General features: G+C 72.8%; 24 protein-coding genes. 7 read left to right on the top strand and 17 right to left on the bottom strand.

Going from position 1 to position 26,871, the window contains the following annotated elements:
• Positions 1–113 precede the first annotated feature (113 nt).
• Entirely contained in the window at positions 114–1,088 is a 975-nt protein-coding gene (locus tag ACIA8N_RS02045) for a Gfo/Idh/MocA family oxidoreductase (RefSeq protein ID WP_365777166.1), read from the top strand.
• On the opposite strand, the gene ACIA8N_RS02040 is transcribed toward ACIA8N_RS02045, so the two are convergent.
• Together ACIA8N_RS02040 and ACIA8N_RS02035 are read right to left on the bottom strand one after the other, a co-directional pair.
• Positions 1,019–2,437: a PLP-dependent aminotransferase family protein gene (locus tag ACIA8N_RS02040; RefSeq protein WP_365777164.1), complete on the bottom strand. Its 1,419-nt coding sequence runs from the start codon at positions 2,435–2,437 to the stop codon at positions 1,019–1,021. The two genes, ACIA8N_RS02045 and ACIA8N_RS02040, sit on opposite strands and share 70 nt — an antisense overlap.
• A 45-nt stretch (positions 2,438–2,482) precedes the next feature.
• Positions 2,483–2,842, bottom strand: a complete 360-nt coding sequence (locus tag ACIA8N_RS02035; RefSeq protein ID WP_365777161.1) for an ArsC/Spx/MgsR family protein — start codon at positions 2,840–2,842, stop codon at positions 2,483–2,485.
• A 148-nt stretch (positions 2,843–2,990) separates the two neighbouring features.
• Here ACIA8N_RS02035 and ACIA8N_RS02030 point away from each other — a divergent pair, with 148 nt between their 5' ends.
• Entirely contained in the window at positions 2,991–3,266 is a 276-nt protein-coding gene (locus ACIA8N_RS02030; protein ID WP_030547551.1) for a hypothetical protein, read from the top strand.
• A gap of 77 nt (positions 3,267–3,343) precedes the next feature.
• Here the strand turns inward: ACIA8N_RS02030 and glnA are convergent, their stop codons facing one another.
• On the bottom strand, positions 3,344–4,768 hold the full coding sequence (glnA, locus tag ACIA8N_RS02025) for a type I glutamate--ammonia ligase (RefSeq protein WP_365777159.1): 1,425 nt from the start codon (positions 4,766–4,768) through the stop codon (positions 3,344–3,346).
• Positions 4,769–4,989: 221 nt separating this feature from the next.
• Here glnA and ACIA8N_RS02020 point away from each other — a divergent pair, with 221 nt between their 5' ends.
• Positions 4,990–5,457 (top strand): RDD family protein, encoded by a 468-nt coding sequence (locus tag ACIA8N_RS02020; protein WP_365777157.1) that lies wholly within the window; start codon positions 4,990–4,992, stop codon positions 5,455–5,457.
• Positions 5,458–5,530: 73 nt separating this feature from the next.
• Here the strand turns inward: ACIA8N_RS02020 and ACIA8N_RS02015 are convergent, their stop codons facing one another.
• From ACIA8N_RS02015 to lipB, 4 genes are all read right to left on the bottom strand, one after another.
• Entirely contained in the window at positions 5,531–6,235 is a 705-nt protein-coding gene (locus tag ACIA8N_RS02015; protein ID WP_030314289.1) for a DUF4191 domain-containing protein, read from the bottom strand.
• Positions 6,236–6,245: 10 nt separating this feature from the next.
• A complete protein-coding gene (locus ACIA8N_RS02010) occupies positions 6,246–6,461 on the bottom strand; it encodes a hypothetical protein (RefSeq protein WP_148004411.1) in 216 nt (71 codons plus the stop codon).
• Between the two features lie 275 nt (positions 6,462–6,736).
• The gene (lipA, locus tag ACIA8N_RS02005) at positions 6,737–7,684 is read right to left on the bottom strand and encodes a lipoyl synthase (protein ID WP_365777155.1); all 948 of its coding nucleotides are present in this window, start codon (positions 7,682–7,684) and stop codon (positions 6,737–6,739) included.
• A gap of 102 nt (positions 7,685–7,786) precedes the next feature.
• A complete protein-coding gene (gene lipB, locus ACIA8N_RS02000; RefSeq protein WP_365777153.1) occupies positions 7,787–8,596 on the bottom strand; it encodes a lipoyl(octanoyl) transferase LipB in 810 nt (269 codons plus the stop codon).
• Between the two features lie 295 nt (positions 8,597–8,891).
• Between lipB and ACIA8N_RS01995 the strand changes: the two genes are divergently transcribed.
• Positions 8,892–10,436 carry a regulator gene (locus ACIA8N_RS01995; RefSeq protein ID WP_365777151.1) on the top strand — a complete coding sequence of 515 codons (1,545 nt, stop codon included), beginning with the start codon at positions 8,892–8,894 and terminating at the stop codon, positions 10,434–10,436.
• Positions 10,437–10,591: 155 nt separating this feature from the next.
• Here ACIA8N_RS01995 and ACIA8N_RS01990 read toward each other — a convergent pair whose 3' ends face one another.
• Together ACIA8N_RS01990 and ACIA8N_RS01985 are read right to left on the bottom strand one after the other, a co-directional pair.
• Positions 10,592–11,956, bottom strand: a complete 1,365-nt coding sequence (locus tag ACIA8N_RS01990) for an NAD(P)/FAD-dependent oxidoreductase (protein ID WP_399415746.1) — start codon at positions 11,954–11,956, stop codon at positions 10,592–10,594.
• A gap of 270 nt (positions 11,957–12,226) precedes the next feature.
• Positions 12,227–13,141, bottom strand: a complete 915-nt coding sequence (locus ACIA8N_RS01985; protein WP_365777147.1) for a TIGR01777 family oxidoreductase — start codon at positions 13,139–13,141, stop codon at positions 12,227–12,229.
• Between the two features lie 46 nt (positions 13,142–13,187).
• Here ACIA8N_RS01985 and ACIA8N_RS01980 point away from each other — a divergent pair, with 46 nt between their 5' ends.
• Positions 13,188–13,688 (top strand): GNAT family N-acetyltransferase, encoded by a 501-nt coding sequence (locus tag ACIA8N_RS01980; protein ID WP_365777145.1) that lies wholly within the window; start codon positions 13,188–13,190, stop codon positions 13,686–13,688.
• On the opposite strand, the gene ACIA8N_RS01975 is transcribed toward ACIA8N_RS01980, so the two are convergent.
• Positions 13,678–14,361: a TetR family transcriptional regulator gene (locus ACIA8N_RS01975; RefSeq protein ID WP_365777143.1), complete on the bottom strand. Its 684-nt coding sequence runs from the start codon at positions 14,359–14,361 to the stop codon at positions 13,678–13,680. The genes ACIA8N_RS01980 and ACIA8N_RS01975 overlap by 11 nt on opposite strands.
• Positions 14,362–14,492: 131 nt before the next feature.
• Here ACIA8N_RS01975 and ACIA8N_RS01970 point away from each other — a divergent pair, with 131 nt between their 5' ends.
• Positions 14,493–15,287, top strand: a complete 795-nt coding sequence (locus ACIA8N_RS01970; protein ID WP_365777141.1) for an SDR family oxidoreductase — start codon at positions 14,493–14,495, stop codon at positions 15,285–15,287.
• Positions 15,288–15,339: 52 nt separating this feature from the next.
• On the opposite strand, the gene ACIA8N_RS01965 is transcribed toward ACIA8N_RS01970, so the two are convergent.
• Positions 15,340–15,861, bottom strand: a complete 522-nt coding sequence (locus tag ACIA8N_RS01965; protein WP_365777638.1) for a DUF4240 domain-containing protein — start codon at positions 15,859–15,861, stop codon at positions 15,340–15,342.
• Positions 15,862–15,959: 98 nt separating this feature from the next.
• Between ACIA8N_RS01965 and ACIA8N_RS01960 the strand changes: the two genes are divergently transcribed.
• Complete coding sequence (locus ACIA8N_RS01960) at positions 15,960–16,880, top strand: SDR family oxidoreductase (protein ID WP_365777139.1); 921 nt, start codon at positions 15,960–15,962, stop codon at positions 16,878–16,880.
• 59 nt (positions 16,881–16,939) lie between these two features.
• On the opposite strand, the gene ACIA8N_RS01955 is transcribed toward ACIA8N_RS01960, so the two are convergent.
• The 6 genes from ACIA8N_RS01955 to ACIA8N_RS01930 all read right to left on the bottom strand — a co-directional run bounded on the left by ACIA8N_RS01955 (position 16,940) and on the right by ACIA8N_RS01930 (position 26,783).
• Entirely contained in the window at positions 16,940–17,905 is a 966-nt protein-coding gene (locus ACIA8N_RS01955) for a WYL domain-containing protein (protein ID WP_365777137.1), read from the bottom strand.
• Positions 17,906–17,947: 42 nt separating this feature from the next.
• Positions 17,948–20,662 carry a pyruvate dehydrogenase (acetyl-transferring), homodimeric type gene (gene aceE / locus ACIA8N_RS01950; RefSeq protein ID WP_365777135.1) on the bottom strand — a complete coding sequence of 905 codons (2,715 nt, stop codon included), beginning with the start codon at positions 20,660–20,662 and terminating at the stop codon, positions 17,948–17,950.
• Between the two features lie 311 nt (positions 20,663–20,973).
• On the bottom strand, positions 20,974–21,597 hold the full coding sequence (locus ACIA8N_RS01945) for a GntR family transcriptional regulator (protein WP_030208296.1): 624 nt from the start codon (positions 21,595–21,597) through the stop codon (positions 20,974–20,976).
• Positions 21,598–21,717: 120 nt separating this feature from the next.
• Positions 21,718–23,535: a 2-oxoglutarate dehydrogenase, E2 component, dihydrolipoamide succinyltransferase gene (gene sucB / locus ACIA8N_RS01940; protein ID WP_399415466.1), complete on the bottom strand. Its 1,818-nt coding sequence runs from the start codon at positions 23,533–23,535 to the stop codon at positions 21,718–21,720.
• 62 nt (positions 23,536–23,597) lie between these two features.
• Positions 23,598–24,986, bottom strand: a complete 1,389-nt coding sequence (lpdA, locus tag ACIA8N_RS01935) for a dihydrolipoyl dehydrogenase (protein ID WP_365777131.1) — start codon at positions 24,984–24,986, stop codon at positions 23,598–23,600.
• A 288-nt stretch (positions 24,987–25,274) separates the two neighbouring features.
• On the bottom strand, positions 25,275–26,783 hold the full coding sequence (locus ACIA8N_RS01930) for a leucyl aminopeptidase (RefSeq protein WP_365777129.1): 1,509 nt from the start codon (positions 26,781–26,783) through the stop codon (positions 25,275–25,277).
• Positions 26,784–26,871: the final 88 nt, after the last annotated feature.

Here is a 26,871-nt window from a genome sequence, read left to right as displayed (position 1 = left end):
TCGTCGAGACGAGGTACGTGGATTCCCGCCGCGTCGTATACGGGGCGCCGGGGGCTCATCGGTCACTGGGCCGCCGTCGGGGGCTGTCGGTGGCACCCTGCAGACTGGGGGCCATGGCGAAGCACCCGGGCGCGAAGCCCCGTATCGGACTCCTCGGCACCGGCCCCTGGGCCGCGCGCACACATGCCCCCGCGCTGGCCGGGCATGCCGGGATCGAGTTCAGCGGGGTCTGGGGCAGACGCCCGGAAGCGGCCGCCGGGCTCGCCGCCTCCTCGGGCACGCGCGCGTACGACGACGTGGACGCCCTCTTCGCCGCCAGCGACGCCGTCGCCCTCGCGCTGCCGCCGGACGTCCAGGCCCCGCTCGCGGTGCGGGCCGCGGAGGCCGGGTGCCACGTCCTGCTCGACAAGCCGGTCGCGACGACGGTCGCGGGGGCGCGGGAGGTCGCCGAGGCGGTCGAGGCGGCAGGGGTCGCCTCCGTGGTCTTCTGCACGCTGCGGTTCGCCGAGCCGACGGCCCGCTGGATCGACGCGCAGGCGGCGGCGGGCGGCTGGTTCCTCGGCGAGGCGCACTGGCTCGGCTCGCTTTACGGACCGGGTTCCAGCAGTGCGTACGCGGCCTCGCCGTGGCGGCGGGAGAAGGGCGGCCTGTGGGACGTGGGCCCGCACGTCCTCTCGGTCTACCTGCCGGTCCTCGGCGACGTCACGGAGATCACCGCGACGCCCGGGCCGGCCGACACCCACCACCTGGTGCTGCGGCACACCTCGGGCGCGAGCAGCACGGCCACCCTCACCCTGAGCGCGCCACCGGAGGCGGCGGGGGCGGCCCTCAGCCTGTACGGCTCCGCGGGCAGGGCCGAACTGCCGCGCTGGGAAGGGGCGGTGGGAGCGTTCGGCGCGGCCGTCGACGCCCTCGTCACGGCGGCCCGCACGGGCGACCCCCACGCGTGCGACGCCCGCTTCGGCCTCCGCCTCACCGAGATCCTGACGACGGCGGAGGCCCAGGTGGCCGGCCTGCGTCAGGAGCGTCCGTCACACGAGGCCGTCTCCTCCAGCGCACCGCACAGCGCGTCCACGGCGGCCCCGTAGAGCCGCTCCGGCGGCGTGGCGTAGCCGACGACCAGGCCGTCCGGGTGGGCGGGGCCCCGGGCGTCGGGATGGCGGTACGAGGCCAGACCCTCCACGGCGACACCGTGCCGGGCCGCCGCGGCGAGGGCGGCCCGCTCCGTACCCGGCGGGAGTTCCACCACGGCGTGCAGCCCGGCGGCGATCCCCGTCACCCGTACCTCCGGCACCCGTTCGGCGAGCACGGACACCAGCCGGTCGCGCCGCGCCCGGTGCCGCTGGCGCATCCGCCGGACGTGCCGGTCGTACGCGCCGGAGGCGAGGAGGTCGGCGAGGGTGAGCTGGTCCGGCGCGGAGGCGTACGGCTCGCGCTCGCCCTTCGCCGCGACCACCCCGTCCACGAGCGCCGACGGCAGGCACATCCAGCCGAGCCGCAGCGTGGGGGAGAGGCTCTTGCTGACGGACCCGACGAGGACCGTCCGTTCGGGGTCGAGCCCCTGGAGGGCGCCCACCGGCCGCCGGTCGTAACGGAACTCCCCGTCGTAGTCGTCCTCGACGACCAGCCCGCCCGAGGCCCGCGCCCACTCCAGGACACCGGCCCGGCGCTCGGGGTGCAGCGGGCCGCCCGTGGGGAACTGGTGGGCGGGCGTGAGCAGTACGGCGTCGGCCCGCCGGGGGATGTCCCCGGCCCGTATCCCGTCGTCGTCGACGGCCACCGGCACCGTGACGACACCGGCCTCGGCGAGGAGCCCCCGGTGGAAGGGCAGCCCGTACGCCTCGACCGCCCACGGGCCCGGCGCGCCGAGCACGCGCGCGAGCAGTCGCAGCGCGTGCGCGGCGCCCGAGCAGATCACGATCCGCTCGGGGGAGGTCCGTACGCCCCGCACGCGCGCGAGGTACTCGACGAGGGCCAGGCGCAGTTCGATCCGGCCGTGCGGGTCGCCGATCCCGAAGGCCTCGTGCGGCGCGGCGGTCAGCGCCCGCCGGGCCGCCGCCAGCCAGGCGGCGCGCGGGAAGGTGCCGGGGTCGGGCTTGCCCTGGACGAGGTCGTACGGGAGCGGGGGCGGCGCGGCGGGCCGCACGGGCCCGGGGGCGGGCGCGGCGACCCGGTCGGCGACCCGGGTCCCGGAGCCCTGGCGGGAGGTGAGCCAGCCTTCGGCGACGAGTTCGGCGTACGCGTCGGCGACGGTGTTCCGGGCGATCCCGAGGTCGGCGGCGAGCGCCCGGTAGGGCGGCAGCCGGGTCCCGGGGGCGAGCCGCCCGCCGCGTACGGCTTCGCGCAGCGCCCCGATGAGCGCGGCCCGCCGCCCGCCGCCCGCGCGCAGCTCCAGATGCAGATCGACCCCGAGCCCGCCGCTCCCCGTCCCGCTCACTCCCTCACTCCTTCTTCCGCCTGGTCAGCGGGACCTTCCCCCTGGTCAGCGGGACAGCGCGTCCCGCACGGCTTCCTCGGTCCTGCCGACGACGGCGGTGCCGTCCTCGGCGGTGATGATCGGCCGCTGGATGAGCTTGGGACGCGCGGCGAGCGCCTCGACCCACCGGTCGCGGTTCTCGGCGTCCCGGGGCCACTCCTTCACCCCGAGCTCCTTGGCGTCGGCCTCCTGGGTCCGGGTGATGTCCCACGGTTCGAGCCCGAGCCGGTCGAGCACCTGCCGGATCTCGTCGGGCGAGGGGACGTCCTCCAGGTAGCGCCGCACGGTGTAGTCGGCGCCCTCGGCGTCGAGAAGGGTGAGGGCGCTGCGGCACTTGGAACAGGCGGGATTGATCCAGATCTCCATGGCCCTCACGGTACCCCCCCGACCTCGCTCCACCACCCCCCAAACCCTGTCTGGCCAGGGGCGATTGTCAGTGGGGGCCACTAAAATAGGGGGTGAAGGTGAGGGTCCCGGGGAGGGCCCGCACCTACCGTTCGCCAGGAGGTAGCCCATGGCTCTCGCCGTGATCCGGACGCCGTCCATCGAACCCTGGAAGCCCCTCCAGAGGAAGCCCCTGCCCGCGGGCCGCCCCCGCGAGTGGTACGTCACGCACAACCGGCGCCTGAAGGCCATGCGCCTCGCGATCGCCCTGCTCGACGCCGGCGTCTACGTCCCGTCGAAGGCCACGAACGCGACGATACGCACCACGGCCGACCGCATCGGCATCCACCCGCCCTCGGACTCCACGTGCCGGATGGTCCGCGCCCTGATCCGCTACGGCCGCTGACCGGCGGGGAAGAAAACGGCGAGGGCCGCCGCCCCCGGAGATCCGGGGGCGGCGGCCCTCACTGGTGAGGCTCCGGCCTAGAGGTCGAAGTAGAGCTCGAACTCGTGCGGGTGCGGGCGCAGCTGGATCGGGGCGATCTCGTGGGTGCGCTTGTAGTCGATCCACGTCTCGATCAGGTCGGACGTGAAGACGCCACCGGCCTGCAGGTACTCGTTGTCGTCCTCGAGGGCGTGGAGGACGGCCTCCAGGTTGGTCGGGACCTGCTGGACGTTCGCGTGCTCCTCGGGAGCGAGCTCGTACAGGTCCTTGTCGATCGGCTCCGCCGGCTCGATCTTGTTCTTGACGCCGTCGAGGCCCGCGAGGAGCAGCGCCGAGAAGGCGAGGTACGGGTTCGAGGACGGGTCCGGCGCGCGGAACTCGACGCGCTTGGCCTTCGGGTTCGAGCCCGTGATCGGGATGCGCATGGCGGCGGAGCGGTTGCGCTGCGAGTACACCATGTTGACCGGGGCCTCGAAGCCCGGGACCAGGCGGTGGTACGAGTTCACCGTCGGGTTGGTGAAGGCGAGCAGCGACGGGGCGTGCTTGAGGATGCCGCCGATGTAGTAGCGGGCGGTGTCCGAGAGGCCCGCGTAGCCCGTCTCGTCGTAGAACAGCGGGTCGCCGTTCGCCCACAGCGACTGGTGGACGTGCATGCCCGAGCCGTTGTCGCCGAAGATCGGCTTCGGCATGAAGGTCGCGGTCTTGCCGTTGCGCCAGGCGACGTTCTTCACGATGTACTTGAAGAGCATCAGGTCGTCGGCCGCGGCGAGCAGCGTGTTGAACTTGTAGTTGATCTCGGCCTGGCCGGCGGTGCCGACCTCGTGGTGCTGGCGCTCGACCTGCAGGCCGACGTTCTCCAGCTCCAGGGAGATCTCGGAGCGCAGGTCGGCGAAGTGGTCGACCGGCGGGGCCGGGAAGTAGCCGCCCTTGTAGCGGACCTTGTAGCCGCGGTTGTTCTCCTCCGCGCCGGTGTTCCAGGCGCCGGCCTCGGAGTCGATGTGGTAGAAGCCCTGGTTCGCCGAGGTCTCGAAGCGCACCGAGTCGAAGACGTAGAACTCCGCCTCGGGGCCGAAGTACGCGGTGTCGGCGATGCCGGTGGAGGCGAGGTACGCCTCGGCCTTCTTCGCGATGTTGCGCGGGTCACGGCTGTACTGCTCGCCCGTGATCGGGTCGTGGATGAAGAAGTTGATGTTCAGCGTCTTGTCGCGGCGGAAGGGGTCCACGCGGGCCGTCGACAGGTCGGCGCGGAGCGCCATGTCGGACTCGTGGATCGCCTGGAAGCCGCGGATCGACGAGCCGTCGAAGGCGAGCTCCTCCGCCGGGTCGAAGGCCGTCGCCGGGATCGTGAAGTGCTGCATCACGCCCGGAAGGTCGCAGAAGCGGACGTCGACCATCTTGACGTCGTTGTCCTTGATGAACTTCTTGACCTCGTCGGCGTTCTGGAACCCGTGCTTCTCGGACATCCAACTCCTCCTACTCCCGGCCCGGGGAGGGGCGGGGTTGCAGCTCGGTCGTGCGGCCAGTGCGGTGGCACACGCTGGACCCGACCATAGGCAGACGGGATTTCTCAAGCATGACCCATTTGTTTCGTCCAAGTTAACCGGGGCGGGTGCGCGCCGCGCCCCGGTGTGTCTGTGTCGACCCGGACGGAAGTGATCGAAAACGGGCGCAGTACCGTGGTCGGGTGGACAACAGGCAAGCACTCGGATCGTGGCTCTCCGGCCCCCGTGCCGCGGCGGAGCAAGCAGGCGTGGACTTCGGTTACCGGGGTCAGCAGCTGGGACTGCCCGAGGAGGGACCCGGCTCGATCGCCCGCCCGGGCCGCCGGCTCGGCGCCCTCGCCGTCGACTGGGGTCTCTGCCTCTTGATCGCATACGGCCTCATCACCGACGGCTACGGCCAGGCGACCAGCAACTGGGCGCTGCTCCTCCTGTTCGTCGTGAGCGCGCTGACCGTCGGCTCCGTCGGCGCCACGCCGGGCAAGGTGCTCTTCCGCCTGCGTGTCGTCTCCGCGAACGGGGGCCGCCTCGGACCGTTCCGCGCGGTGCTCCGCTCCCTGCTCGTCTGCCTCGCCATCCCGGCCCTCATCTGGGACCGCGACGGCCGCGGCCTCCACGACCGCCTCTCCGGCGCCGTCCAGGTCCGTATCTGAACCCGAGGACGCCAGACAGAAGGGCCCCGGACCAGACGGTCCGGGGCCCTTCTCGTGTGCTCGGTCGGGCGCGTCAGCGCATCTTTCCGCCCCGCGGCATCCGCATGCCCTTCGGCATCGGACCCTTCGGCAGCGGCATGTTGCTCATCAGGTCGCCCATCGCCCGCAGTCGGTCGTTGGCCGCCGTCACCTGCGGGCCGGTGAGCACCCGAGGCAGCTTGAGCATGGTCGTACGGACCTTCTTCAGCGGCACCTGGCCCTCGCCGTCGCCGACGATGATGTCGGTCACCGGCACGTCCACCACGACGCGGTTCATCCGCTTCTTCTCGGCCGCCAGCAGAGGCTTCACCCGGTTCGGGTTGCCCTCCGCCACCAGCACGATGCCGGCCCGGCCGACCGCCCGGTGCACGACGTCCTGGCTGCGGTTCATCGCGACCGCGGGGGTCGTCGTCCAGCCGCGCCCGACGTTCTGCAGCACCGCCGCGGCCGCGCCGGGCTGGCCCTCCATCTGCCCGAAGGCCGCGCGCTCGGCGCGCCGCCCGAACACGATGGCCGCCGCCAGGAGCGCCAGGACGAAGCCCAGGATGCCCAGGTAGACCGGGTGCCCGATCAGGAAGCCGATCGCGAGGAGGACACCGAGTACGACGATGCCCACGCCTGCGACGACAAGTCCGACCTTAGGGTCGGCCTTCCGGGTCATCTTGTACGTGAGGGCGATCTGCTTGAGCCGCCCCTGGTTCGCAGCGTCAGCGCTGCCCGTGTTTGCCTTCCTCGCCATGTCCTGAAGTTTACGTGGCCCGGGAAGTCCGGCCCGACGCGACCTCCATCACGTGCTGGGCCTCGACCCGGTCCTTGGCGCGGCGGCGGTCCTCCAGGACGGAGTTCCAGGCGTTGCGCCGCGCCGTGCGCTGCCCGGCGCCGAGGAGCAGTGACTCCACGGCCTTCAGGGCGTCGGTGACGGACGGGATCGCGGTGACGCGGACGTGCGTCGATGCGGCCGGCATGTCGGGGTCCTTCCTCGATGGCGGGTGGGACGAGGCGGGGGCGTGAGCGGGTGGTGGCGGTGAGTGAAACCAAGCTCACAGATCGGTGTTACCAGGGCGTGACCCGGTGGTCAAACACTGATGAAACGTTGATGCGCCCAGGCGGGGGACGGCGGGAACGCCGACGCGGCCCGTACATCCCCGCTGAGCTGCGGGGGTGTACGGACCGCGTCGAATCCGGCCAATACCGGCCGGTCACTTCTTGTGCTCGGTTTCACGCAGCCTGCAAGCCTCGCTCAAGCGCGGCTGCGGTGCTCCATCGCCTGCTGGAAGAGACGACCCGCCCGGTACGAGGAACGGACCAGCGGGCCCGACATGACGCCGGAGAAGCCGATCTCGTCGGCCTCCTCCTTCAGCTCCACGAACTCCTGCGGCTTCACCCAGCGCTCCACGGGGTGGTGCCGGACCGAGGGGCGCAGGTACTGGGTGATCGTGATCAGCTCGCAACCGGCGTCGTGGAGCTGCCGGAGCGCCTCGCTGACCTCCTCACGGGTCTCGCCCATGCCGAGGATCAGGTTCGACTTCGTGACCAGACCGTAGTCCCGCGCCTGGGTGATGACGTCGAGCGAGCGCTCGTACCGGAAGCCGGGACGGATCCGCTTGAAGATCCGCGGGACCGTCTCCACGTTGTGCGCGAAGACCTCGGGGCGGGAGGCGAAGACCTCCGCCAGGAGCTCCGGCACCGCGTTGAAGTCGGGCGCGAGCAGCTCGACCTTGGTGCGGCCTTCGGCGCGGTCCGCGGTCTGCTGGTGGATCTGGCGCACGGTCTCGGCGTACAGCCAGGCGCCGCCGTCCTCCAGGTCGTCGCGCGCGACGCCCGTGATGGTGGCGTAGTTCAGGTCCATCGTGACGACCGACTCGCCGACGCGGCGGGGCTCGTCCCGGTCGAGGGCCTCGGGCTTGCCCGTGTCGATCTGGCAGAAGTCACAGCGCCGGGTGCACTGGTCACCACCGATGAGGAAGGTCGCCTCGCGGTCCTCCCAGCACTCGAAGATGTTGGGACAGCCCGCCTCCTGGCAGACCGTGTGCAGGCCCTCGCTCTTCACGAGGCTCTGCATCTTCGTGTACTCGGGCCCCATCTTCGCCCGCGTCTTGATCCACTCGGGCTTGCGCTCGATGGGGGTCTGGGCGTTCCGGACCTCCAGGCGCAGCATCTTGCGTCCGTCGGGTGCGACTGCGGACACATCGGCTCCTGTAGCTTCGATTCTTCGGCGCCCCCCAGGGTACGCCGTTGCTTTCCATGCCTTACTACCTCTGGCCAACCTCTGGCCAGCGCCCTGCATTCCTCAGGCCGAGGCCGTCTCCACCGGACGCTCGATCTCGCGCGGCTTCAGGTCCGCCTGTTCGAGCACCTCCCGCAGGTGGCGCTCCACCACGGGCAGCACGTCCGCGATCGAGACGTCCCGGCCCAGCTCGTTGGCGAGCGAGGTCACACCCGCGTCGCGGATGCCGCACGGGATGATCCGGTCGAACCAGGCGTTGTCCGGGTTCACGTTGAGGGCGAAGCCGTGCATGGTGACGCCCTTGGCGACCCGGATGCCGATGGCGGCGAGCTTGCGGTCCTCGCGGCGCTGGCCGGCGTTGGACGGGGCGTACTCGGGGCCGTTCAGGCGCGGGTCGAACTCCTCGTCGTTCAGCCGCGGGTCGAAGTCGAGCGACAGACCGCCGAGCGACGGCCGCTGCTCCACCGGGTCGCCGAGGACCCAGACCCCGCTGCGGCCCTCCACCCGGCTCGTCTCGACGCCGAACTCGGCGGCCGTGCGGATCAGCGCGTCCTCCAGGCGGCGGACGTGCGCGACGACGTCCACCGGGCGGGGCAGCTTCATGATCGGGTAGCCGACCAGCTGGCCGGGGCCGTGCCAGGTGATCTTCCCGCCGCGGTCGACGTCCACCACCGGGGTCCCGTCGAGCGGGCGCTCGCTCTCCGCCGTACGCCGGCCGGCCGTGTAGACCGGCGGGTGTTCGAGCAGCAGGCAGGTGTCGTCGATCTCGTCCGCGAACCGCGCGGCGTGCACCTCGCGCTGCTTGTCCCAGGCCACCTGGTAGTCGACGGCTTCCGCGCCGAACCCAAGGCGGACGAATCGCAGCTCACTCACGGCCATGCCTCCTCCTGGATGCCGTATGCCGGACGCGGGGAACCGGGGATCGTCCCGGGCCGGCTCGGCACCATGCGTCATTCGCGCCCATGCCACTGTACGGCGGTGCGGCGGACACCCCTCCGGCAGGTGGACGGGGGCACCTACGTCAGCGATGCCGTCAATCCTCACACGATCGGATGAATGTGGGGCGAAGGTGGCGGTACGGGCCGTGAGGACCGCTAAATTCACGCCGTTCCATGAGGGTCCGACGGGGCTGCCGTCCGGACCCGGAAGGCAGGAGACCGCACAGCTGATGACGGAACGACCACCGCAGCGCATCCCGAACCGCCAGCTCGCCGCGCTCATCGCCGAAGCCGGGTTCTCCCACGCCGGGCTCGCGAGACGGGTGGACCAGCTCGGTCTGGAGCACGGTCTCGACCTGCGGTACGACAAGACCTCGGTGACCCGCTGGCTCCGCGGGCAGCAGCCGCGCGGCACCACGCCCGCGCTCATCGCCGAGGTCTTCACCCGCCGTCTCGGCCGCCGTCTCTCCGCCCAGGACCTCGGCCTGGACGCCTGCGCGCCGGTCTACGCGGGTCTGGAGTTCGCGGCCACCCCCGAGGAGGCCGTCGACATCGTCAGCGGGCTGTGGCGCAAGGACTCCGGCAGCCACGCCGAACTCCGCAAGATCGCCTTCACCCCGGCGGGCCTGGTCGTCCCCAGCCGGGACTGGCTGATCGGGCGGGCCGACGACCGGGTCGCGCGCGGGGACCAGGCGTCCGCCCCCCGCCCCTCCGCCGCCGGCGCGACCGTCGAGCCCCGCCTCCCGCACGACCCGCGCCTGGCGCAGCACCCCGGCCTCCCGCACGACCCGCGCCTGGCGCACGACCCCCGGGTGCCGCCCCAGGGCCGCTTCTCCGTGCCCCGGCAGCGCGGCACGGACCGGGGGCCCGGCCAGCGGGTCTCCACCGGCGACATCGCCGCCCTCCGCTCGGTCGGCGAGCTGTTCCGCACCCTCGACCACGCCTACGGCGGCGGCCACGCCCGGCAGGCCCTCGTCCGGTACCTGGAGCACGAGGCCGAGCCGATGCTGCGCGGCACCTACGGCGAGTCCGTCGGGCGCCGTCTCTTCGCCGCCGTCGCCGACCTCACCCGGCTCGCCGGGTGGACCTCGTACGACATCGCCGCCCACGGCCTCGCCCAGCGCTACTTCGTCCAGGCGCTGCGGCTCGCCCAGGCCGCCGGGGACCGGGCCTACGGCTCGTACGTCCTGCTCACCATGAGCTGCCAGGCCGTCTACCTCGGCCACGGCCGGGAGGCCGTACAACTCGCCCGGGTCGCCCAGCAGGGCGTCGGGCCCGCCGCGCCGCCCGTCGTCCAGGCGATGCTGCACGCGATCGAGGCCCGCGGGCACGCGGTCCTCGGTGAGGCGCGGGTGTGCAGCGCCTCGCTCGTACGGGCCGAGCGGGCCCTCGAAGCGGCCAGGCCCGGCGACGAGGTGCCCTACTGGGCCCGGATGTTCGACGAGGCCCAGCTCGCCGACGAGCTCGGGCACTGCCACCGCGACCTCCAGCAGTACCGCCCCGCCGCCCAGCACGCCGAACGCGCCCTCCAGCTCCGCGCCCCCGGCTTCGCCCGCAGCCGCCTCTTCTGCCGGGTCGTCCTGGCCACCTCCCGCCTCGCCCTCGGTGAACTCGACCAGGCGTGCGCCCTGGGCGCCGAGGCCGCCCAGCAGGCCTCGGAGATGCGCTCGGCGCGGGCGGTGGAGTACGTACGCGACTTCGAGCGGCGCCTGGAGCCGTACCGCGACGCGGCGGCGGCCCGCACGTACCGAGACCGCGTGGCAGCCATCGGCTGAGCCTTGGTCCGCCTGCCCCGCCGCCACCCCCGGTGGGGCGCGAGCCCGCTGTGGGCTGGGCCCGCGCCCCTCGTCACGGGGCACGACGGGACGGCGCCCATGCCGGGTCCAGGCTTCCGTGCCCGGACCCGGCACCACAGGTGCGGCGCCGTCCGTCAGGCCGCCGCCTCGGCCCTCTTCTCCTCCAGCGGCAGGCGGACGCCCAGGTCCCTCAAGAGGGCCCCGGCGGCCCGGGTGCCCGAGGCGAGGGCGCCCTGGGGGGTGCTCGTGGCGCGGTGGTCGCCGCAGACGTAGAGGCCCGCCAGCAGCCGGACCGAGCGGCGCGCGTCGTGCGGCGGCGCCATCGCGGGGAACGCGTCCGGCGTGTGGTGCTGGGCGAGCAGCTCCCACTCGTCCGTCGACGAGCCGTACAGCGTGGCGAGGTGCTTGCGGACCCGCCGCTCCGTGTCGTCCGGCGGTGCGCCGAGCACCGTCGAGGTGATCAGCGCCCGGCCCTCCGGCGCCCGGCTCGGATCGACGGCGCTCATCACGGCGGTGTGCGCCACCGGCCCGCCCGGGTCGGACTCCAGGAGCAGCGTCGGCTCCCCCGTCGGTGCCACGGGCGCCGTGTGATGGAGCACCGTCACGGAGTGGAAGGCGGGGGTCCGCAGCCCCGGCAGGAGGGCGGCGGCCGTCCGCGCCCCCGTGGCGAGCACCACCGACCGGCAGCGGAACACCCCGTGGCCGGCCGTCGTGACCCGGGAGACGGACGCCTCCGTGACCCGGACGCCGGTACGGACCGTGCCCGGTGGCAGCGTGGCGGCCAGGCGCTCCGGGAGCGCCGCCGAACCGCCCTCGGGGACGGCCAGTCTGCCCCGGGCGAAGGCGCGGAGCGCGAGGTCCGCGTGCCGGCTCGACGTGCCGAGGTCCGGGTCGCCGAGGAGCGCCGCGAGCAGCGGGCGCAGCACCCCCTGCACGGTCCGGGCGGGCAGCCGGGCGGTGAGGGCCTCGCGCGCGGTCCGCTCGGGGCGGGCGAGGAGCCGCTGCGCCGGGGTCGCGGCGAGCCGGACGAGGGAGGCGCCGAGCCGCGCCTGGTCGAGCGAGGCGGCCGGATGACGGGGGGCGCTCGCGAGGGCGCGTGCCACGCTGAACGCTCCCCCCACGCTCCGGTGGCCCGCGCCCCGGCTGCCTCCGGCCGTCCGGCGCGGGTGCGGTGCGCCCCAGCGCGCGTACCGGCCGTCGCTGTGCACGAGCACCCCCGGCGCGAAGGGGCGCAGCACCAGTCCGTCGAGTCCCGGGGTGGCCCGCAGCTCCTCGTGCGACAGGGCGAGCAGGGGCCCGACCCGGTCGAGCAGGAAGCCGTCCACGGCCTCGGTCGCCAGCCGGCCCCCGATCCGGGGTTCCGCCTCCAGGACGGCGACGGAGAGCCCGGCGCCGGTCAGCCGGTGGGCTGCCGCCAGCCCCGCGACCCCGGCACCCACGATGACGACGTCGACGGCGTCTCTCGCGTCACCGGCGTCCGCGCCGTCTGCGCGGTCGATGTGGGCTGTGACGTCGACCGCCTCCGCGATGTCGACGTCCGTACGCTGTGCGGTCCTTGCGCTGTCTGCGCTGTTGAGCACGTGCCCCTCCCCAGGTCGGCGCGGCCGGTGGGAGGCCTATGCCCCCAACACGCCTCCGGAATGCCCGAGTTCGCCGTTCGGGTCGAGCCTAGGCAGCGCTCCCACGGGTGCCAGCCGCGCGCACCGGGGTGCGTGCGGCACGGGGGAGCGCAGGGGGGGCGGCGGCCGGGTGTGCGGGGAGGGTGCCGCTCAGCGGGCCGCCGCTCGGATCGAGTCGTCGATCGTCGGGAAAGCGAACTCGAAACCGGTCTCCAACAGCCGCCCCGGCAGCACCCGCTGACTCCCCAGCACGTCCTGCGCGAAGTCCCCGAGCACCACCTTCAGGGCGGACGCCGGCACCGTGAACAGGGTCGGCCGGCGCAGGACCCGCCCCATCGCCGCCGTCACCTCGCGGTTGGTGACCGGCTCGGGGGCCGTCAGGTTCACCGGGCCCGAGAGCGAGGGCGTGTCGACCAGATGACGCAGGGCGGCAACCTCGTCGTGGAGGGAGATGAACGACCAGTACTGGCGGCCGTCGCCCATCCGGCCGCCGAGCCCGGCGCGGAAGACGGGGAAGAGCCGTCCCCAGGCCCCGCCCTCGCGGGCCACCACCAGGCCGGTACGCGCGTACGTGACCCGGATGCCCGCCTCCTCGGCGGGGGCCGCCGCGGCCTCCCACTCCACGCAGACCGAGGGAAGGAAGCCCGAGCCCGCGGGGGCGCTCTCGTCGACCGCGCGGCTGCCGGTGTCCCCGTACCAGCCGAGCGCCGTGCCGCAGACCAGGCTCTCGGGCGGCTCCGCGAGCGAGGCGAGGGCCTGGGAGATCGCCGTCGTGCCGAGCACCCGGCTGTCCCGGATCTCCTGCTTGTACGCCTCGCTCCAGCGGCGCTCGCCGACCCCGGCGCCCGCCAGGTGCACGACGGAGTCCACGCCGACGAGCCCGGCGGCGTCCACGTACAGCCGTTTGGGGTCCCATTCGACCTCGTCGGCCGTCCTGGCCGGCCTGCGGACGAGACGGAGGACGTCGTGGCCGTCGGCGCGCAGGGAGCGGACCAGGGCCGAGCCGATGAGCCCGGAGGCGCCGGTGACGGCGACACGCTTGCGGTGGGAAGCGGAACGCTGCATGGGGCCATCCTGCCCCCTCGCGGGCCGCGCATGGCACAGTGGCGCCATGATCGTGGAAGAGACGCGGATACGTGGTGCGGAAGCCGGTGACGGGGACGTCCTCGCCGAACTCGACCGGGCCGTCTGGTCGCCCCTGCACGCGGTGCTGCCCCCGGTGACCCCGCCGTACGAGCCCTTCTTCGACGCCCGCCACCGGCCCGAGGACTACCTCGTGGCGGTGCTCGGGGGCGCCGTCGTCGGCTACGTCCGGGTGGTGCCGCCGACCCCGCTCGCGTCCAACGCCCACGTCCGCCAGATCCAGGGCCTCGCGGTCGCCGACTCCGCCCGGGGGCGCGGCGTGGCCAGGGCGCTGCTGCGGGCGGCGATGGACAAGGCCCGCGCGGACGGCGCCGTCCGGCTCACCCTCCGGGTCCTCGGCCACAACGCGCCGGCCCGTGCGCTCTACGTCTCCGAGGGCTTCGCGGTCGAGGGCGTGCTGCCGGGGGAGTTCCTGATCGACGGCGCGTACGTGGACGACGTCTGCATGGGCCGGTCGCTCACCGGCTGACCGCGGCACCCGGAGCGTCGCCGGCAGGGTGCAGCAGCCGGATCCCGCCCATCAGTTCGCGCAGGCACCGGACCGCGAGCTGGGCCGGTGCGCCCGCGCCGCGTACCGGCGCGTCCGTCTCCGCCCAGGCCTCCAGGGCGATCCGGATGGCGTCCGTGGCCGCCGCCGCCGCGAGCCGTACCTCCAGCGGGTCGGCGTCCGGCCCGGCGAGCCCGGCGACGACCTCGCGCAGCCGCTCCTCGGACTCCTGGTTGACCCGGTACCAGACGGCCCGGAGCGCCGGGTCCTCGGCGGCCGCGCGCAGCAGCCCGCGCGTCCAGCGCAGCCCCTCCTCCGCCGCCTCGTCCGCCGGGGTCAGCGAGGCGGCGATCGAGCGTTCCAGGGCCTCGGGCAGCCCGGCGCCGGGCTCCGTCGCGGCGAGGATCTCCCGCCAGCGGTCGGCGCCGCCCGCGAGGAGCGGGGCCACGGCGTCCTGCTTGGAGCGGAAGTACCGGTAGAAGGTGCGCAGGGCGACGCCGGCCCGCAGGGAGATGTCCTCGGCCGTGGTGCCGTCGGGACCGTGCTCGGTGAAGAGCTCAGCCGCGGCGCGCGCGATGTCCAGCTGGGTGGCGGCCTTGCGGCGTTCCGTCAGCGTCCGGGTGGGGGGCGTGGCGCCCTCGGGCTTGGTGCTCACCGTACGAAGCGTACGCCCGCGCCTGCCTTCGATGCGTGACGTGCAGTTATGGCAAAACGTGCCACTTGGGCGTACGGTGGCGGCATTCCGCACGGCTCGGCACCCCGGGCCGACATCGAGAGGTAGCCGCCATGAACCAGCTGACCCGTTACGAAGGACGCCGCGCCCTCATCACCGGCGGCGGCTCCGGCATCGGCCAGGCCACCGTCCTGCGCGTCCTGGCCGAAGGCGGCCGGGTCGTCGCCGCCGACATCAGCGAGGACGGCCTCAAGGACACCGTCGCCAAGGCCGGCGACGCCGCCGGCCGGCTCACCACCGTCGTCGTGGACGTCGCGGACGAGGCCTCCGTACGCGCCGGCGTCGCCGCCGCCGTCGAGGCGCTGGGCGGCCTTGACGTCCTGGTCAACGCGGCCGGCGTGCTGCGCTCCTCGCACACCCACGAGACGAGCCTCGACTCCTTCGAGCAGGTGATACGGATCAACCTCACCGGCACCTTCCTCGTGATCCGCGAGGCGATCCCCGCCCTCCTGGAGGGCGAAGGCTCCGCCGTCGTGAACTTCTCCTCCACCTCCGCGATGTTCGCCCACCCCTACATGGCGGCCTACGCGGCCAGCAAGGGCGGCATCCAGTCCATGACGCACGCGCTCGCCGCCGAGTACGCCAAGCAGGGCATCCGCTTCACCGCCGTCCAGCCCGGCTCCATCTCCTCCGGCATGACCGACGGCAGCGGCGCCAGCCGCCAGAGCGTCGGCCCCGGCCTGCCCGAGGACACCGACTGGTCCCTCTTCGCGAAGCTCGCCCCCGCCCTCGGCCAGGGCTTCGCGGGACCCGAGACCGTCGCGGGCGTCGTCGCCATGCTGGCGAGCGAGGACGGGAAGTTCATCACCGGCACCGAGGTCCGCGTCGACGGCGGAACGCACTTCTGACGCGTACGGGGCAGGGGCGCCGCCCCGGTCACCCGGCCGGCGTCCTCCCGTCCTACCCCGCGCCGAAGCGCTCCCACAGCCGCGGGAAGCGCGACGCGAGCACGTCGTCGTCCGACAGGTCGAAAGGGGTGCCGAGCGGCTCCCCGCCCGGCATCGGAATGCCAAGGTCAGGGGTCTCCGCACCGGTCAGCCGCTCGTACGCCTCATCCGCGGCGAACCCGATCTCCTCGCCGTCCCCGTCGATCTCCGCGTCGAAGTCGTCGAGCAGCTCGGCGAGCGCGTCCGGATCGTGCACCGCGCCCTCGTAGACCTCCCGGCCCTGGCCGATGAGCCAGCAGCGGAACGAGTCGAAGGCCTCGTCCCCCGCCCCGTCGAAGAGCACGGCCGCCGCGCCCCACAGATCCCAGAGGTACGCGCGGTTGTAGCGGGCCTCGAAATGGCGCGCGTAGTCGAGCACGGAGTCGGGATCCAGCCGGGTCAGCCGTTCCACGAGCAGATCGGCCTGTTCCTCGGGGTCGCCCTCGGCGTCCTCGCGGCTGGCATCGATGATCTCCCAGAACTCCGTCTCGTCCATCACGGCACCAGCATCGTGGCTCGGGGGGTGCGACGCACCCGGAAAGCCCGAAACGAAACCGGACACAAGGTGTCGTACTTTCCTGCGAGCCTGGGCCCATGACAACCGAGACGAAGCCGCTGCACGGACGGATCTGCCTGGTCGCGGGCGCCACACGGGGAGCGGGACGGGCCATCGCCGTCCAGCTGGGGGCCGCCGGAGCCACCGTGTACGTCACCGGCCGCACCACCCGCGAGAAGCTCAGCGAGGTCGGCCGGGCCACCGAGACCATCGAGGAGACCGCCGAACTGGTGACGGCCGCGGGCGGCGAGGGAGTCGCCGTCCCCACCGACCATCTGGAGGCCGACCAGGTCCGGGCCCTCGTCGGCCGGATCGACCGGGAGCGCGGGCGGCTCGACGTCCTCGTCAACGACGTGTGGGGTGGCGAGCACCTCCTCGTCTTCGGCAGGAAGACCTGGGAGAACGACCTCACCGGCGGTCTGCGGATGCTCGAACTCGGCGTGCGGACCCACGCCATCACCTCGCACACGGCACTGCCGCTCCTCGTCCGCGAGCGCGGCGGCCTCGTCGTCGAGGTCACCGACGGCACCGCCGCGTACAACGGCACCCGCTACCGCGAGAACCTCTTCTACGACCTCGCCAAGAACGCCCCCATCCGGATGGCCTTCGGCCTCGGCAAGGAGCTGGAGGAGTACGGCGGCACGGCGGTCGCGCTCACCCCCGGCTGGCTCAGGTCCGAGCAGATGCTCGCGGGCTTCGGGGTCACCGAGGAGAACTGGCGCGACGCCGTCGAGAAGATCCCCGACTTCGCGGTCTCCGAGTCCCCGGTGTACGTGGGCCGGGCGGTCGCCGCCCTCGCCGCCGACCCCGACCGCCACCGCTGGAACGGCCAGTCGCTGTCCAGCGGGCAGCTGGCGAAGGAGTACGGCTTCACCGACGCCGACGGCTCACAGCCGGACGCCTGGGGCTTCATCGTCGCCGGGGAGACGGGCACGCCGGACGTGAACGACTACCGGTAGACCGCCGGCCCGGACGGCTCACCGCCCGTACGCCTCATGCGTACGCCTCATCCCTCGCCTCACCCGTACGCCTCCGCCATCGCGCGGGCCGCGTCCCGGAAGCGGGCGCGCAGGGCGGCCGGGGCCAGCACCTCGGCCTCGGCGCCCAGCGTGAGCAGTTGGGAGAAGGCGACCTCCTCGCTCTCCACCGGAAGCGTCGCCGTCACCCGGCCCTCCGCATCCCGCGTCCCCGCCGCCAGAGCCTCCTCCGCGGCCGCGCGGTCCGTCACGTACGGCAGCCGCCGGGCCCCGGCCCCCGAGAGCCGTACGACGACCTCGGCGCGCAGGATCGACCGGGCGAACTCCGCCGCGCGTTCGGCCCAGAAGGCCGCCAGGTCGAAGTCCTCGTCCCGGACGAACCGCTCCTCGCCCACGGCCACCGCCGCGAAGCGGTCCACCCGGTACGTACGGAAGACCTGGCCCGAGCGGGCGCACACGTACCAGACGCCCGCCTTCAGGACGAGTCCGTACGGCTGGAGCTCCCGCTCCACCTCCTCGCCGTCACCGCGCCGGTAGCGGGTCGAGACCCACCGGTCGTCCCAGACCGCCTCCGCGATCGGGGCGAGGAGCTCCGGGGTCTCGGGCTCCTGGTACCAGCCGGGCGCGTCCAGGTGGAAACGCCGGCCCACCGCGTCCGGGGCGTCCCGCAGCGAGGGCAGCAGCGCCGCCGACACCTTGAGCCGGGCCGCCGACGCCGCGTCCGCGAGCCCCAGGTCGCGCAGCGCGCCCGGCAGCCCCGACAGGAACAGCGCCTCCGCCTCGCCGCGCGCCAGGCCCGTCAGACGCGTGCGGTAGCCGCCGACGAGGCGGTAGCCGCCGGCCCGCCCCCGGTCGGCGTAGACCGGGACCCCCGCCTCGGAGAGCGCCAGGGCGTCCCGTGTGATGGTGCGCTCCGACACCTCCAGCTCGGCGGCGAGTTCGGCCGCCGTCATCGACGGGCGCGACTGGAGCAGGAGGACCAACTTGATGAGGCGGGCGGCGCGCATGAGTCCATCATGCGTGCCGCCCGCCTCACGGAGTGCGTGCCTCTACAGGCCGTAGCGCTCGCGCGCCTCCTTCACGGCCGTCGCACGGACCTCGCCGCGCCGCGCCAGCTGCGCGAGCGCCGCGACGACGATCGACTGGGCGTCGACGCCGAAGTGGCGGCGGGCCGCGTCACGGGTGTCCGAGAGGCCGAAGCCGTCGGCGCCGAGCGAGGACCAGTCCTGCTCGACCCACTGCGCGATCTGGTCCGGGACCTGGCGCATGTAGTCGGAGACGGCGAGGACCGGGGAGGTGACGCCTTCGAGCGCCCTGCGCAGGTACGGCACCTGCTCCTCGCCGCGCAGCAGCGCCGCGTCGGCCTCCAGGGCGTCGCGCCGCAGCTCCGTCCAGGAGGTCGCGGACCACACGTCGGCGCCCACGCCCCACTCGGCGGCGAGCACCTTCTGCGCCTCCAGGGCCCAGTGGATGGCCGTACCGGAGGAGAGCAGCTGGATGCGCGGGGCGTTCGCGGGCAGGTCGAGACCGGCCGACTCCGCGGTGTTGAAGCGGTAGAGGCCCTTGACGATGCCCTCGTCGACGCCGGACGGCTTGGCCGGCTGCGGCATCGGCTCGTTGTAGACGGTGAGGTAGTAGAAGACGTTCTGGTCCTCGCCCTCGGCGGCCTCGCCGTACATCCGGCGCAGACCCTCCTTGACGATGGCCGCGACCTCGTAGGCGAACGCCGGGTCGTACGTCAGGGCCGCCGGGTTGGTCGCCGCGATCACCGGCGAGTGGCCGTCGGCGTGCTGGAGGCCCTCACCCGTCAGGGTCGTACGGCCCGCGGTGGCGCCGACGAGGAAGCCGCGGCCGAGCTGGTCGCCGAGCTGCCACATCTGGTCGGCGGTCCGCTGCCAGCCGAACATCGAGTAGAAGATGTAGAACGGGATCATCGCCTCGCCGTGCGTGGAGTACGCGGTGGAAGCGGCGATGAAGTCGGCCATCGAACCGGCCTCGGTGATCCCCTCGTTGAGGATCTGGCCGTTGACGGCCTCCTTGTAGTACATCAGCTGGTCGCGGTCGACCGGCTCGTACGTCTGGCCCTTCGGCGAGTAGATGCCGAGCGACGGGAACAGCGACTCCATACCGAAGGTACGGGCCTCGTCCGGGACGATCGGGACCCAGCGCTTGCCGGTCTCCTTGTCGCGGATCAGGTCCTTGACCAGGCGGACGAACGCCATCGTCGTGGCCATCGACTGCGTGCCGGAGCCCTTGTCGAAGGCGGTGAAGGCCTTCTCGGCCGGGGCCGGCAGCGGCGCGAGCGGCTGGGTGCGGCGGGCCGGGGCCGGGCCGCCGAGGGCCGCGCGGCGCTCCTGGAGGTAGCGGACCTCGGGGGAGTCGGCGCCGGGGTGGCCGTAGGGCACCTGGCCGTCGACGAACTGCGCGTCCGAGATCGGCAGTTCAAGGAGGTCACGCATGTTCTTGAACTCGTCGGTGGAGAGCTTCTTCATCTGGTGGTTCGCGTTCTTCGACGCGAAGCCCTCACCGAGGGTGAAGCCCTTGACGGTCTGCGCGAGGATGACCGTCGGCGCGCCCTTGAACTCCACGGCGGCCTTGTACGCGGCGTACACCTTGCGCGGCTCGTGGCCACCGCGCGAGAGGTGGAAGCACTCCAGGATCTTGTCGTCGCTCAGCAGCTGCGCCATCGCGACGAGCGCCGGGTCCTTGCCGAAGAAGTCCTGGCGGATGTAGGCGGCGTCGCGGGTCTGGTACGTCTGGACCTGCGCGTCCGGCACCTCGCGGAGGCGGCGGACGAGGGCGCCGGTGGTGTCGAGCGCGAACAGCTCGTCCCAGGCGTTGCCCCACAGCGACTTCACGACGTTCCAGCCGGCGCCCCGGAACTGGGCCTCCAGCTCCTGCACGATCTTGAAGTTGGCGCGGACCGGGCCGTCGAGGCGCTGCAGGTTGCAGTTGATGACGAAGGTCAGGTTGTCCAGACCCTCGCGGGCGGCCAGGGCGAGGGCCGCGGTCGACTCGGGCTCGTCCATCTCGCCGTCACCGAGGAACGCCCACACGTGCGAGGCGGAGACGTCCTTGATGGCGCGGTTGGTCAGGTAGCGGTTGAAGCGCGCCTGGTAGATCGCGGAGAGCGGGCCGAGACCCATGGAGACGGTGGGGAACTCCCACAGCCAGGGGAGGCGCCGCGGGTGCGGGTAGGAGGGCAGGCCGTTGCCGCCGGACTCCTGCCGGAAGTTGTCGAGGTGGGCCTCGTTCAGACGGCCGTCCAGGAACGCGCGGGCGTAGATGCCGGGGGCGGCGTGACCCTGGATGTAGAGCTGGTCGCCGGAACCGACCGCGTCTCCGGAGTCCTTGCCCTTGAAGAAGTGGTTGAAGCCGGTCTCGTACAGCCAGGCGGCCGACGCGAAGGTGGCGATGTGGCCGCCGACGCCGTACTTGGAGCCGCGGCTGACCATCGCGGCCGCGTTCCAGCGGTTCCAGGCGGTGATCCGGCGCTCCATGGCCTCGTCGCCGTCGAAGGCGGCGCCCGTCGGCTCGGCGGAGGTCGGGATGGTGTTGACGTAGTCCGTCTCCAGGAGCTTGGGCAGGGCCAGGCCCGCGCCCTCGGCGTGCTGGAGCGTGCGGCGCATCAGGTAGGCGGCCCGGTGGGGGCCGGCGGCCTTGGTGACGGCGTCCAGGGAGGCCGCCCACTCGGCGGTCTCCTCGGTGTCACGGTCCGGGAGCTGGTCGAGCTCGCTCGGAATCTTGCCTACGGGATCGGTCATGATCGCCGCCTTCCGGACAGGTGGGGGTGGAGAAGGGGTGCCTTGTCTGGCAGGACAGGGCGAAGGGCCGGGTAGCGGCCCGCCGAAGACTGTAAACCGGCGATCGATGATCGATCAAAGGGTTGAAGGGGAAAACCTCTTCAGATCGAGAAAGTCGGCACAGGGTGCCGCGAAACAGGGCACCCGGTGCCTCGATTCGGCTTGTTTTCGCAGGTGGGGACGGCTGTATGAGAAGGCACTCGCACGGATGAGCGGGTCCACCGTACGGCGGACCCGCTCACCACCCGCTCACTCTGCGTACACGCGTGGACTCAGGCCCGGGGCGCGCAGCCGAGGACGTGCGCCTTCACGAGCGCCCCGATGTTCGGATCGCCCCGGCGGAAGGCCTCCACCAGCTCCTGGTGCTCCTCCGCGTACGACTTCTGGACCGTGCCCAGCCAGCGGATCGACAGGGCCGTGAACACCTCGATGCCGAGTGTCTCCCAGGTGTGCAGCAGGACCTTGTTCCCCGCCGCCTTCACCAGCTCCCGGTGGAAGGCCACCGTGTGCCGCACCTGCGCCGTACCGTCGGCCGCCGCGTCCGCCTCGTACAGCGCCGCCACGTGCGGCTCCAGGGCCGAGCAGTCCGTCGCGAGCCGGCCGGCCGCCAGCTCGGCCGCGATCTGCTCCAGACCGGCGCGTACGGGGTAGCTCTCCTCCAGGTCCGCCGCGGTCAGGTTCCGCACCCGGACGCCCTTGTTCGGCGCCGACTCGATCAGCCGCAGCGACTCCAGCTCCCGCAGCGCCTCGCGGACCGGGGTCTGGGAGACCTCCAGCTCGGTCGCGATCCGACGCTCCACGATCCGCTCTCCCGGCTTCCAGCGGCCACTGACGATCCCCTCCACGATGTGCTCGCGGATCTGCTCGCGCAGCGAGTGGACGACGGGGACGGTCATGACGCGGCTCCTCGGGGAGTGTTGACTCTCAAGACAATACGGCGGCGCCCCCGCCCGGAAACACTTCCGGACGGGGGCGCCGCAGGTGAGGCTCGTTACGTTGCCAGGACGGCGACGTGTTTACAGACCGAGGTCGACCTCGAACTCGCCGGCCTCGAGGATCGCCTTGACGGCCGTCAGGTAGCGGGCGGCGTCGGCGCCGTCCACCAGACGGTGGTCGTAGGACAGCGCGACGTACGTCATGTCGCGGATCGCGATCGTCTCACCCAGGTCCGGGTGGTTGATGACGACCGGACGGCGCACGGTGGCGCCGATGCCCAGGATGGCGACCTGGTTCGGGGGCACGATGATCGTGTCGAACAGCGCACCGCGCGAACCGGTGTTGGAGATGGTGAAGGTCGCACCGGCCAGGTCGTCCGGCGTGATCTTGCTGGCGCGCACGGCGCCGGCCAGCTCCGCGGTCTTCTTCGAGATGCCGGCGATGTTGAGGTCGCCCGCACCCTTGATGACCGGGGTCATCAGACCCTTCTCGGAGTCCACCGCGATACCGATGTTCTCGGTGTCGAAGTAGGTGATCGTGCCCTCGTCCTCGTTGATCCGGGCGTTGATGACCGGGAAGGCCTTCAGCGCCTGGGCCGCGGCCTTGACGAAGAACGGCATCGGGGAGAGCTTGACGCCCTCACGGGCCGCGAACGCGTCCTTGGCACGGGCGCGCAGCTTCATCAGCTTGGTGATGTCGACCTCGACGACCGAGGTCAGCTGGGCCTGGCCGTGCAGCGCCTTCATCATGTTGTCGCCGATGACCTTGCGCATGCGGGTCATCTTGACGGTCTGACCGCGCAGCGGCGAGACCTCGAGCGACGGGGCCTTCGGGGCGGCGGCGGCCGGAGCAGCGGCGGCGGGAGCGGCCGCGGCGGCCTTCTTGGCCTCGGCGGCCGCGAGGACGTCCTGCTTGCGGATACGACCGCCGACGCCGGAGCCCTTGACGGCCGCGAGGTCGACACCGTTCTCGGTGGCGAGCTTGCGGACGAGCGGGGTCACGTACGCGCCATCCTCCGACGGCGCGGCCGGAGCCGGGGCGGGCGCCGCGGGAACCGGGGTGACCACGGCCGGGGCGAGGGACGGGGCGGCGGCGACCGGAGCCGGAGCGGCGGCCGGGGCGGCCGGCGCGGGAGCCGGGGCCGGAGCCGGAGCGGCAGCCGGGGCGGCCGGCGCGGGAGCCGGGGCCGCGGCCGGAGCCGGAGCGGCGGCGGGGGCGGCCGGAGCCGGAGCCGGGGCGGCGGCCGGAGCGGCACCCGCGGCGCCGATGACGGCAAGCTTGGCGCCGACCTCGGCGGACTCGTCCTCGGCGACGACGATCTCCAGGAGGACACCGGAGACCGGGGCCGGGATCTCGGTGTCGACCTTGTCCGTGGAGACCTCGAGCAGCGGCTCGTCGGCCTCGACGGACTCGCCGACCGACTTCAGCCAGCGGGTGACGGTGCCCTCGGTGACGGACTCGCCGAGCGCCGGAAGCACGACGTCCGTGCCCTCGGCGGAACCGCCGCCGGCGGCGGCCTCGGCCGTCGGGGCCGGAGCCGGGGCCTCGGCCTCGGTCGACGGGGCGGCCTGCGGCGCGGGGGCCGGGGCCTCCTGCTGCGGGGCGGCCGGGGCCGGAGCGGCCTCGGCGGCCGGGGCGGCGGCAGCGGCGGGGGCACCGGAGCCGTCGTCGATGATGGCCAGCTCGGCACCGACCTCGACCGTCTCGTCCTCGGCGACCTTGATGGAGGCCAGGATGCCCGAGGCGGGGGCGGGGATCTCGGTGTCGACCTTGTCGGTCGAGACCTCGAGCAGCGGCTCGTCGGCCTCGACACGCTCACCCTCGGCCTTGAGCCAGCGGGTGACGGTGCCCTCGGTGACGCTCTCGCCGAGCGCCGGCAGGGTTACGGAAACCGACATGGTTTCAGTTGCTCCTAACGAATTGCGGAAAGTGGTCGTCGCGCCCTGTGATGACGTGAGCGTCAGTCGTGGGAGTGCAGCGGCTTGCCGGCCAGGGCCAGGTGGGCCTCGCCGAGCGCCTCGTTCTGCGTCGGGTGGGCGTGGATGAGCTGCGCGACCTCGGCCGGCAGCGCCTCCCAGTTGTAGATCAGCTGCGCTTCGCCGACCTGCTCGCCCATGCGGTCACCGACCATGTGGACGCCGACCACGGCACCGTCCTTGACCTGGACGAGCTTGATCTCGCCCGCGGTCTTGAGGATCTTGCTCTTGCCGTTGCCCGCGAGGTTGTACTTCAGGGCGACGACCTTGTCCGCGCCGTAGATCTCCTTGGCCTTCGCCTCGGTGATGCCGACGGAGGCGACCTCGGGGTGGCAGTACGTCACCCGCGGCACGCCGTCGTAGTCGATCGGGACGGCCTTCAGGCCGGCCAGGCGCTCCGCGACGAGGATGCCCTCGGCGAAGCCGACGTGCGCGAGCTGGAGCGTCGGGACGAGGTCGCCCACGGCCGAGATCGTCGGCACGTTGGTGCGCATGTACTCGTCGACCAGGACGTAGCCGCGGTCCATCGCGACGCCCTGCTCCTCGTAACCGAGCCCCGCGGAGACCGGGCCGCGGCCGATGGCGACGAGCAGCACCTCGGCCTCGAAGGTCTTGCCGTCGGCCAGGGTGACCCTGACGCCGCTGTCGGTGTACTCGGCGGACTGGAAGAACGTGCCGAGGTTGAACTTGATGCCGCGCTTGCGGAACGCGCGCTCAAGAAGCTTCGAGCTGTTCTCGTCCTCGACCGGGACGAGGTGCTTCATGCCCTCGATCACCGTGACGTCGGTGCCGAAGGACTTCCAGGCGGAGGCGAACTCGACGCCGATGACGCCGCCGCCCAGGATGATCGCGGACTCCGGGACCCGGTCCAGGGTCAGCGCGTGGTCCGACGTGATGATCCGGTTGCCGTCGATCTCCAGGCCCGGGAGCGACTTCGGCACGGAGCCCGTGGCGAGGAGGACGTGACGGCCCTCGACGCGACGGCCGTCCACGTCGACGGAGGTCGGGGAGGAGAGGCGGCCGGCGCCCTCGATGTAGGTCACCTTGCGGGAGGCGACGAGACCCTGCAGACCCTTGTACAGGCCCGAGATCACGTCGTCCTTGTACTTGTGCACGCCCTTGATGTCGATGCCCTCGAAGGAGGCCTTGACACCGAACTGCTCGGCCTCGCGCGCCTGGTCGGCGATCTCGCCGGCGTGGAGCAGGGCCTTCGTCGGGATGCAGCCGTTGTGCAGGCAGGTGCCGCCGAGCTTGTTCTTCTCGATCAGTGCGACGTCCAGGCCCAGCTGCGCTCCGCGCAGGGCCGCGGCGTAACCGCCGCTACCGCCGCCGAGGATCACTAGGTCGAAAACGGTGCTGGCGTCGTTCGCCACGTCACGTCCTCCATGCATGTGCGCTCGTCGCCGGTCGTCGAAGACCGGGCGGCGGCTGGTGTCCGGCCGCTTTATTTCGGCCCTGTGGTGGGGGCCCTGTCCTGCCGAGAACCCATCTTCGCACTTGTTGACGGACGGCGGGACGCGGGGCCGTGCTCTGAGACGGCCGATCGTCCGTACGGCGGGGTCCCGGCGGCGTACGAACCTACGGATTTCGTCGCGAGCGAACGGGCGGCGAACAGTACGGCCCCGGGCGCGAAGCCCGGGGCCGTACCGTCACGCCACTGCTCAGAGCTCGCCGGCGGCGGTGCGCTCGGCCAGCTTCACCAGGGTGCGGACCGAGGAGCCGGTGCCGCCCTTGGGGGTGTAGCCGTAGGGGGCGCCCTCGTGGAAGGCGGGGCCCGCGATGTCCAGGTGGGCCCAGGTGATGCCCTCGCCCACGAACTCCTGGAGGAAGAGACCGGCGACCAGGCCGCCGCCCATCCGCTCACCCATGTTGGCGATGTCGGCGGTGGGGGAGTCCATGCCCTTGCGCAGGTCCGCGGGGAGCGGCATCGGCCAGGACTGCTCGCCGACCTCCTCGGCGATCTCGTGGATCGCCGAGCGGTAGTCGTCGTCGTTGGCCATGATGCCGAAGGTGCGGTTGCCGAGCGCCAGGACCATGGCGCCGGTCAGGGTCGCCACGTCGACGATCGCGTCCGGGTGCTCCTCGGAGGCGCGGGTCAGGGCGTCGGCGAGGACGAGCCGGCCCTCGGCGTCGGTGTTCAGGACCTCGACGGTCTTGCCGCTGTACATGCGGAGCACGTCACCCGGGCGGGTGGCGGAGCCGGACGGCATGTTCTCGGCGAGGGCGAGCCAGCCGGTGACGTTGACCTCCAGGCCGAGGCGGGCCGCGGCGACGACGGCGGAGAACACGGCGGCGGCGCCGCTCATGTCGCACTTCATCGTCTCGTTGTGGCCGGCCGGCTTCAGGGAGATGCCGCCCGAGTCGTAGGTGATGCCCTTGCCGACGAGGGCGAGGGTCTTCTCCGCCCGCGCGTGGGTGTACGCGATCCGGACCAGGCGCGGCGGGTTCTCGGAGCCGTTGCCGACGCCCAGGATGCCGCCGTAGCCGCCCTTGGCGAGCGCCTTCTCGTCGAGGATCTGGACCTTGAGGCCGTGCTCCTTGCCGGCGGTCTGGGCGGCGGCGGCGAAGGCGGCCGGGGTCAGGTCGTTCGGCGGCATGTTGATCAGGTCGCGGGCGCGGTTCATCTCCTCCGCGACGGCCTGCGCGCGCTCGGCGGCGGCCTTGAAGGCCTTGTCGCGCGGCTTGGCGCCGAGCAGGGCGACCTCGGCGAGGGGCTTCTTCGCGTCCTTGCCGTTCTCCTGGTAGGCCGTGAAGGCGTACGCGCCGAGCAGGGCGCCCTCCGCGATGGCGGCGGCGTCGTCGGCGGTGGCGATCGGCAGCGCGAACGCGGCCTTCTTCGCACCGGTCAGGATGCGGGCGGCGGTACCGGCGGCGCGGCGCAGGGTCTCGGCGCCGAAGGACTCGCCGTCCTCGGGGGCGGAGCCCAGGCCGACGGCGAGCACGACGGGGGCCTTGAGACCGGCGGGGGCGGGCAGCTTGGTCGCCTCACCCTCGGCACCGGAGGCGCCCAGGGTCTCCAGGACGGCGGCGAGCCGGCCTTCGAAGGCCTTGTCGACGGCCTCGGCGCCCGGGGCGACGACGAGCGTCTTCCCGGACTTCGCGACGCCGACGACGAGGGCGTCGGCGCGCAGCGTCGCCGCGCCGGCAGTACTGAGAGTGAGAGCAGTCACGGTGGTGAAATCTCGCTTCCATTGAGTTCTGTGGCGGTCGAGGGATAGGCCGACCGTGCCCGCCGCATCGTATTTCGGCCCGGAGAGC

The organism is Streptomyces sp. NPDC051822 (genome assembly GCF_044452745.1).
In the GTDB taxonomy this organism is placed as follows: domain Bacteria; phylum Actinomycetota; class Actinomycetes; order Streptomycetales; family Streptomycetaceae; genus Streptomyces.
Note: the sequence above shows the minus strand (reverse complement) of the source record. Positions and strands in the feature narration are given on the sequence as shown.

Excerpts from the sequence above, each read along its gene's own strand:
- ACIA8N_RS02045 (WP_365777166.1), top strand. The coding sequence starts at position 114 with ATGGCGAAGCACCCGGGCGCGAAGCCCCGTATCGGACTCCTCGGCACC.
- ACIA8N_RS02035 (WP_365777161.1), bottom strand. The coding sequence starts at position 2,842 with ATGGAGATCTGGATCAATCCCGCCTGTTCCAAGTGCCGCAGCGCCCTC.
- ACIA8N_RS02030 (WP_030547551.1), top strand. The coding sequence starts at position 2,991 with ATGGCTCTCGCCGTGATCCGGACGCCGTCCATCGAACCCTGGAAGCCC.
- glnA (WP_365777159.1), bottom strand. The coding sequence starts at position 4,768 with ATGTCCGAGAAGCACGGGTTCCAGAACGCCGACGAGGTCAAGAAGTTC.
- ACIA8N_RS02015 (WP_030314289.1), bottom strand. The coding sequence starts at position 6,235 with ATGGCGAGGAAGGCAAACACGGGCAGCGCTGACGCTGCGAACCAGGGG.
- ACIA8N_RS02010 (WP_148004411.1), bottom strand. The coding sequence starts at position 6,461 with ATGCCGGCCGCATCGACGCACGTCCGCGTCACCGCGATCCCGTCCGTC.
- ACIA8N_RS01995 (WP_365777151.1), top strand. The coding sequence starts at position 8,892 with ATGACGGAACGACCACCGCAGCGCATCCCGAACCGCCAGCTCGCCGCG.
- ACIA8N_RS01985 (WP_365777147.1), bottom strand. The coding sequence starts at position 13,141 with ATGCAGCGTTCCGCTTCCCACCGCAAGCGTGTCGCCGTCACCGGCGCC.
- ACIA8N_RS01980 (WP_365777145.1), top strand. The coding sequence starts at position 13,188 with ATGATCGTGGAAGAGACGCGGATACGTGGTGCGGAAGCCGGTGACGGG.
- ACIA8N_RS01970 (WP_365777141.1), top strand. The coding sequence starts at position 14,493 with ATGAACCAGCTGACCCGTTACGAAGGACGCCGCGCCCTCATCACCGGC.
- ACIA8N_RS01965 (WP_365777638.1), bottom strand. The coding sequence starts at position 15,861 with ATGGACGAGACGGAGTTCTGGGAGATCATCGATGCCAGCCGCGAGGAC.
- ACIA8N_RS01960 (WP_365777139.1), top strand. The coding sequence starts at position 15,960 with ATGACAACCGAGACGAAGCCGCTGCACGGACGGATCTGCCTGGTCGCG.
- ACIA8N_RS01955 (WP_365777137.1), bottom strand. The coding sequence starts at position 17,905 with ATGCGCGCCGCCCGCCTCATCAAGTTGGTCCTCCTGCTCCAGTCGCGC.
- aceE (WP_365777135.1), bottom strand. The coding sequence starts at position 20,662 with ATGACCGATCCCGTAGGCAAGATTCCGAGCGAGCTCGACCAGCTCCCG.
- ACIA8N_RS01945 (WP_030208296.1), bottom strand. The coding sequence starts at position 21,597 with ATGACCGTCCCCGTCGTCCACTCGCTGCGCGAGCAGATCCGCGAGCAC.
- sucB (WP_399415466.1), bottom strand. The coding sequence starts at position 23,535 with ATGTCGGTTTCCGTAACCCTGCCGGCGCTCGGCGAGAGCGTCACCGAG.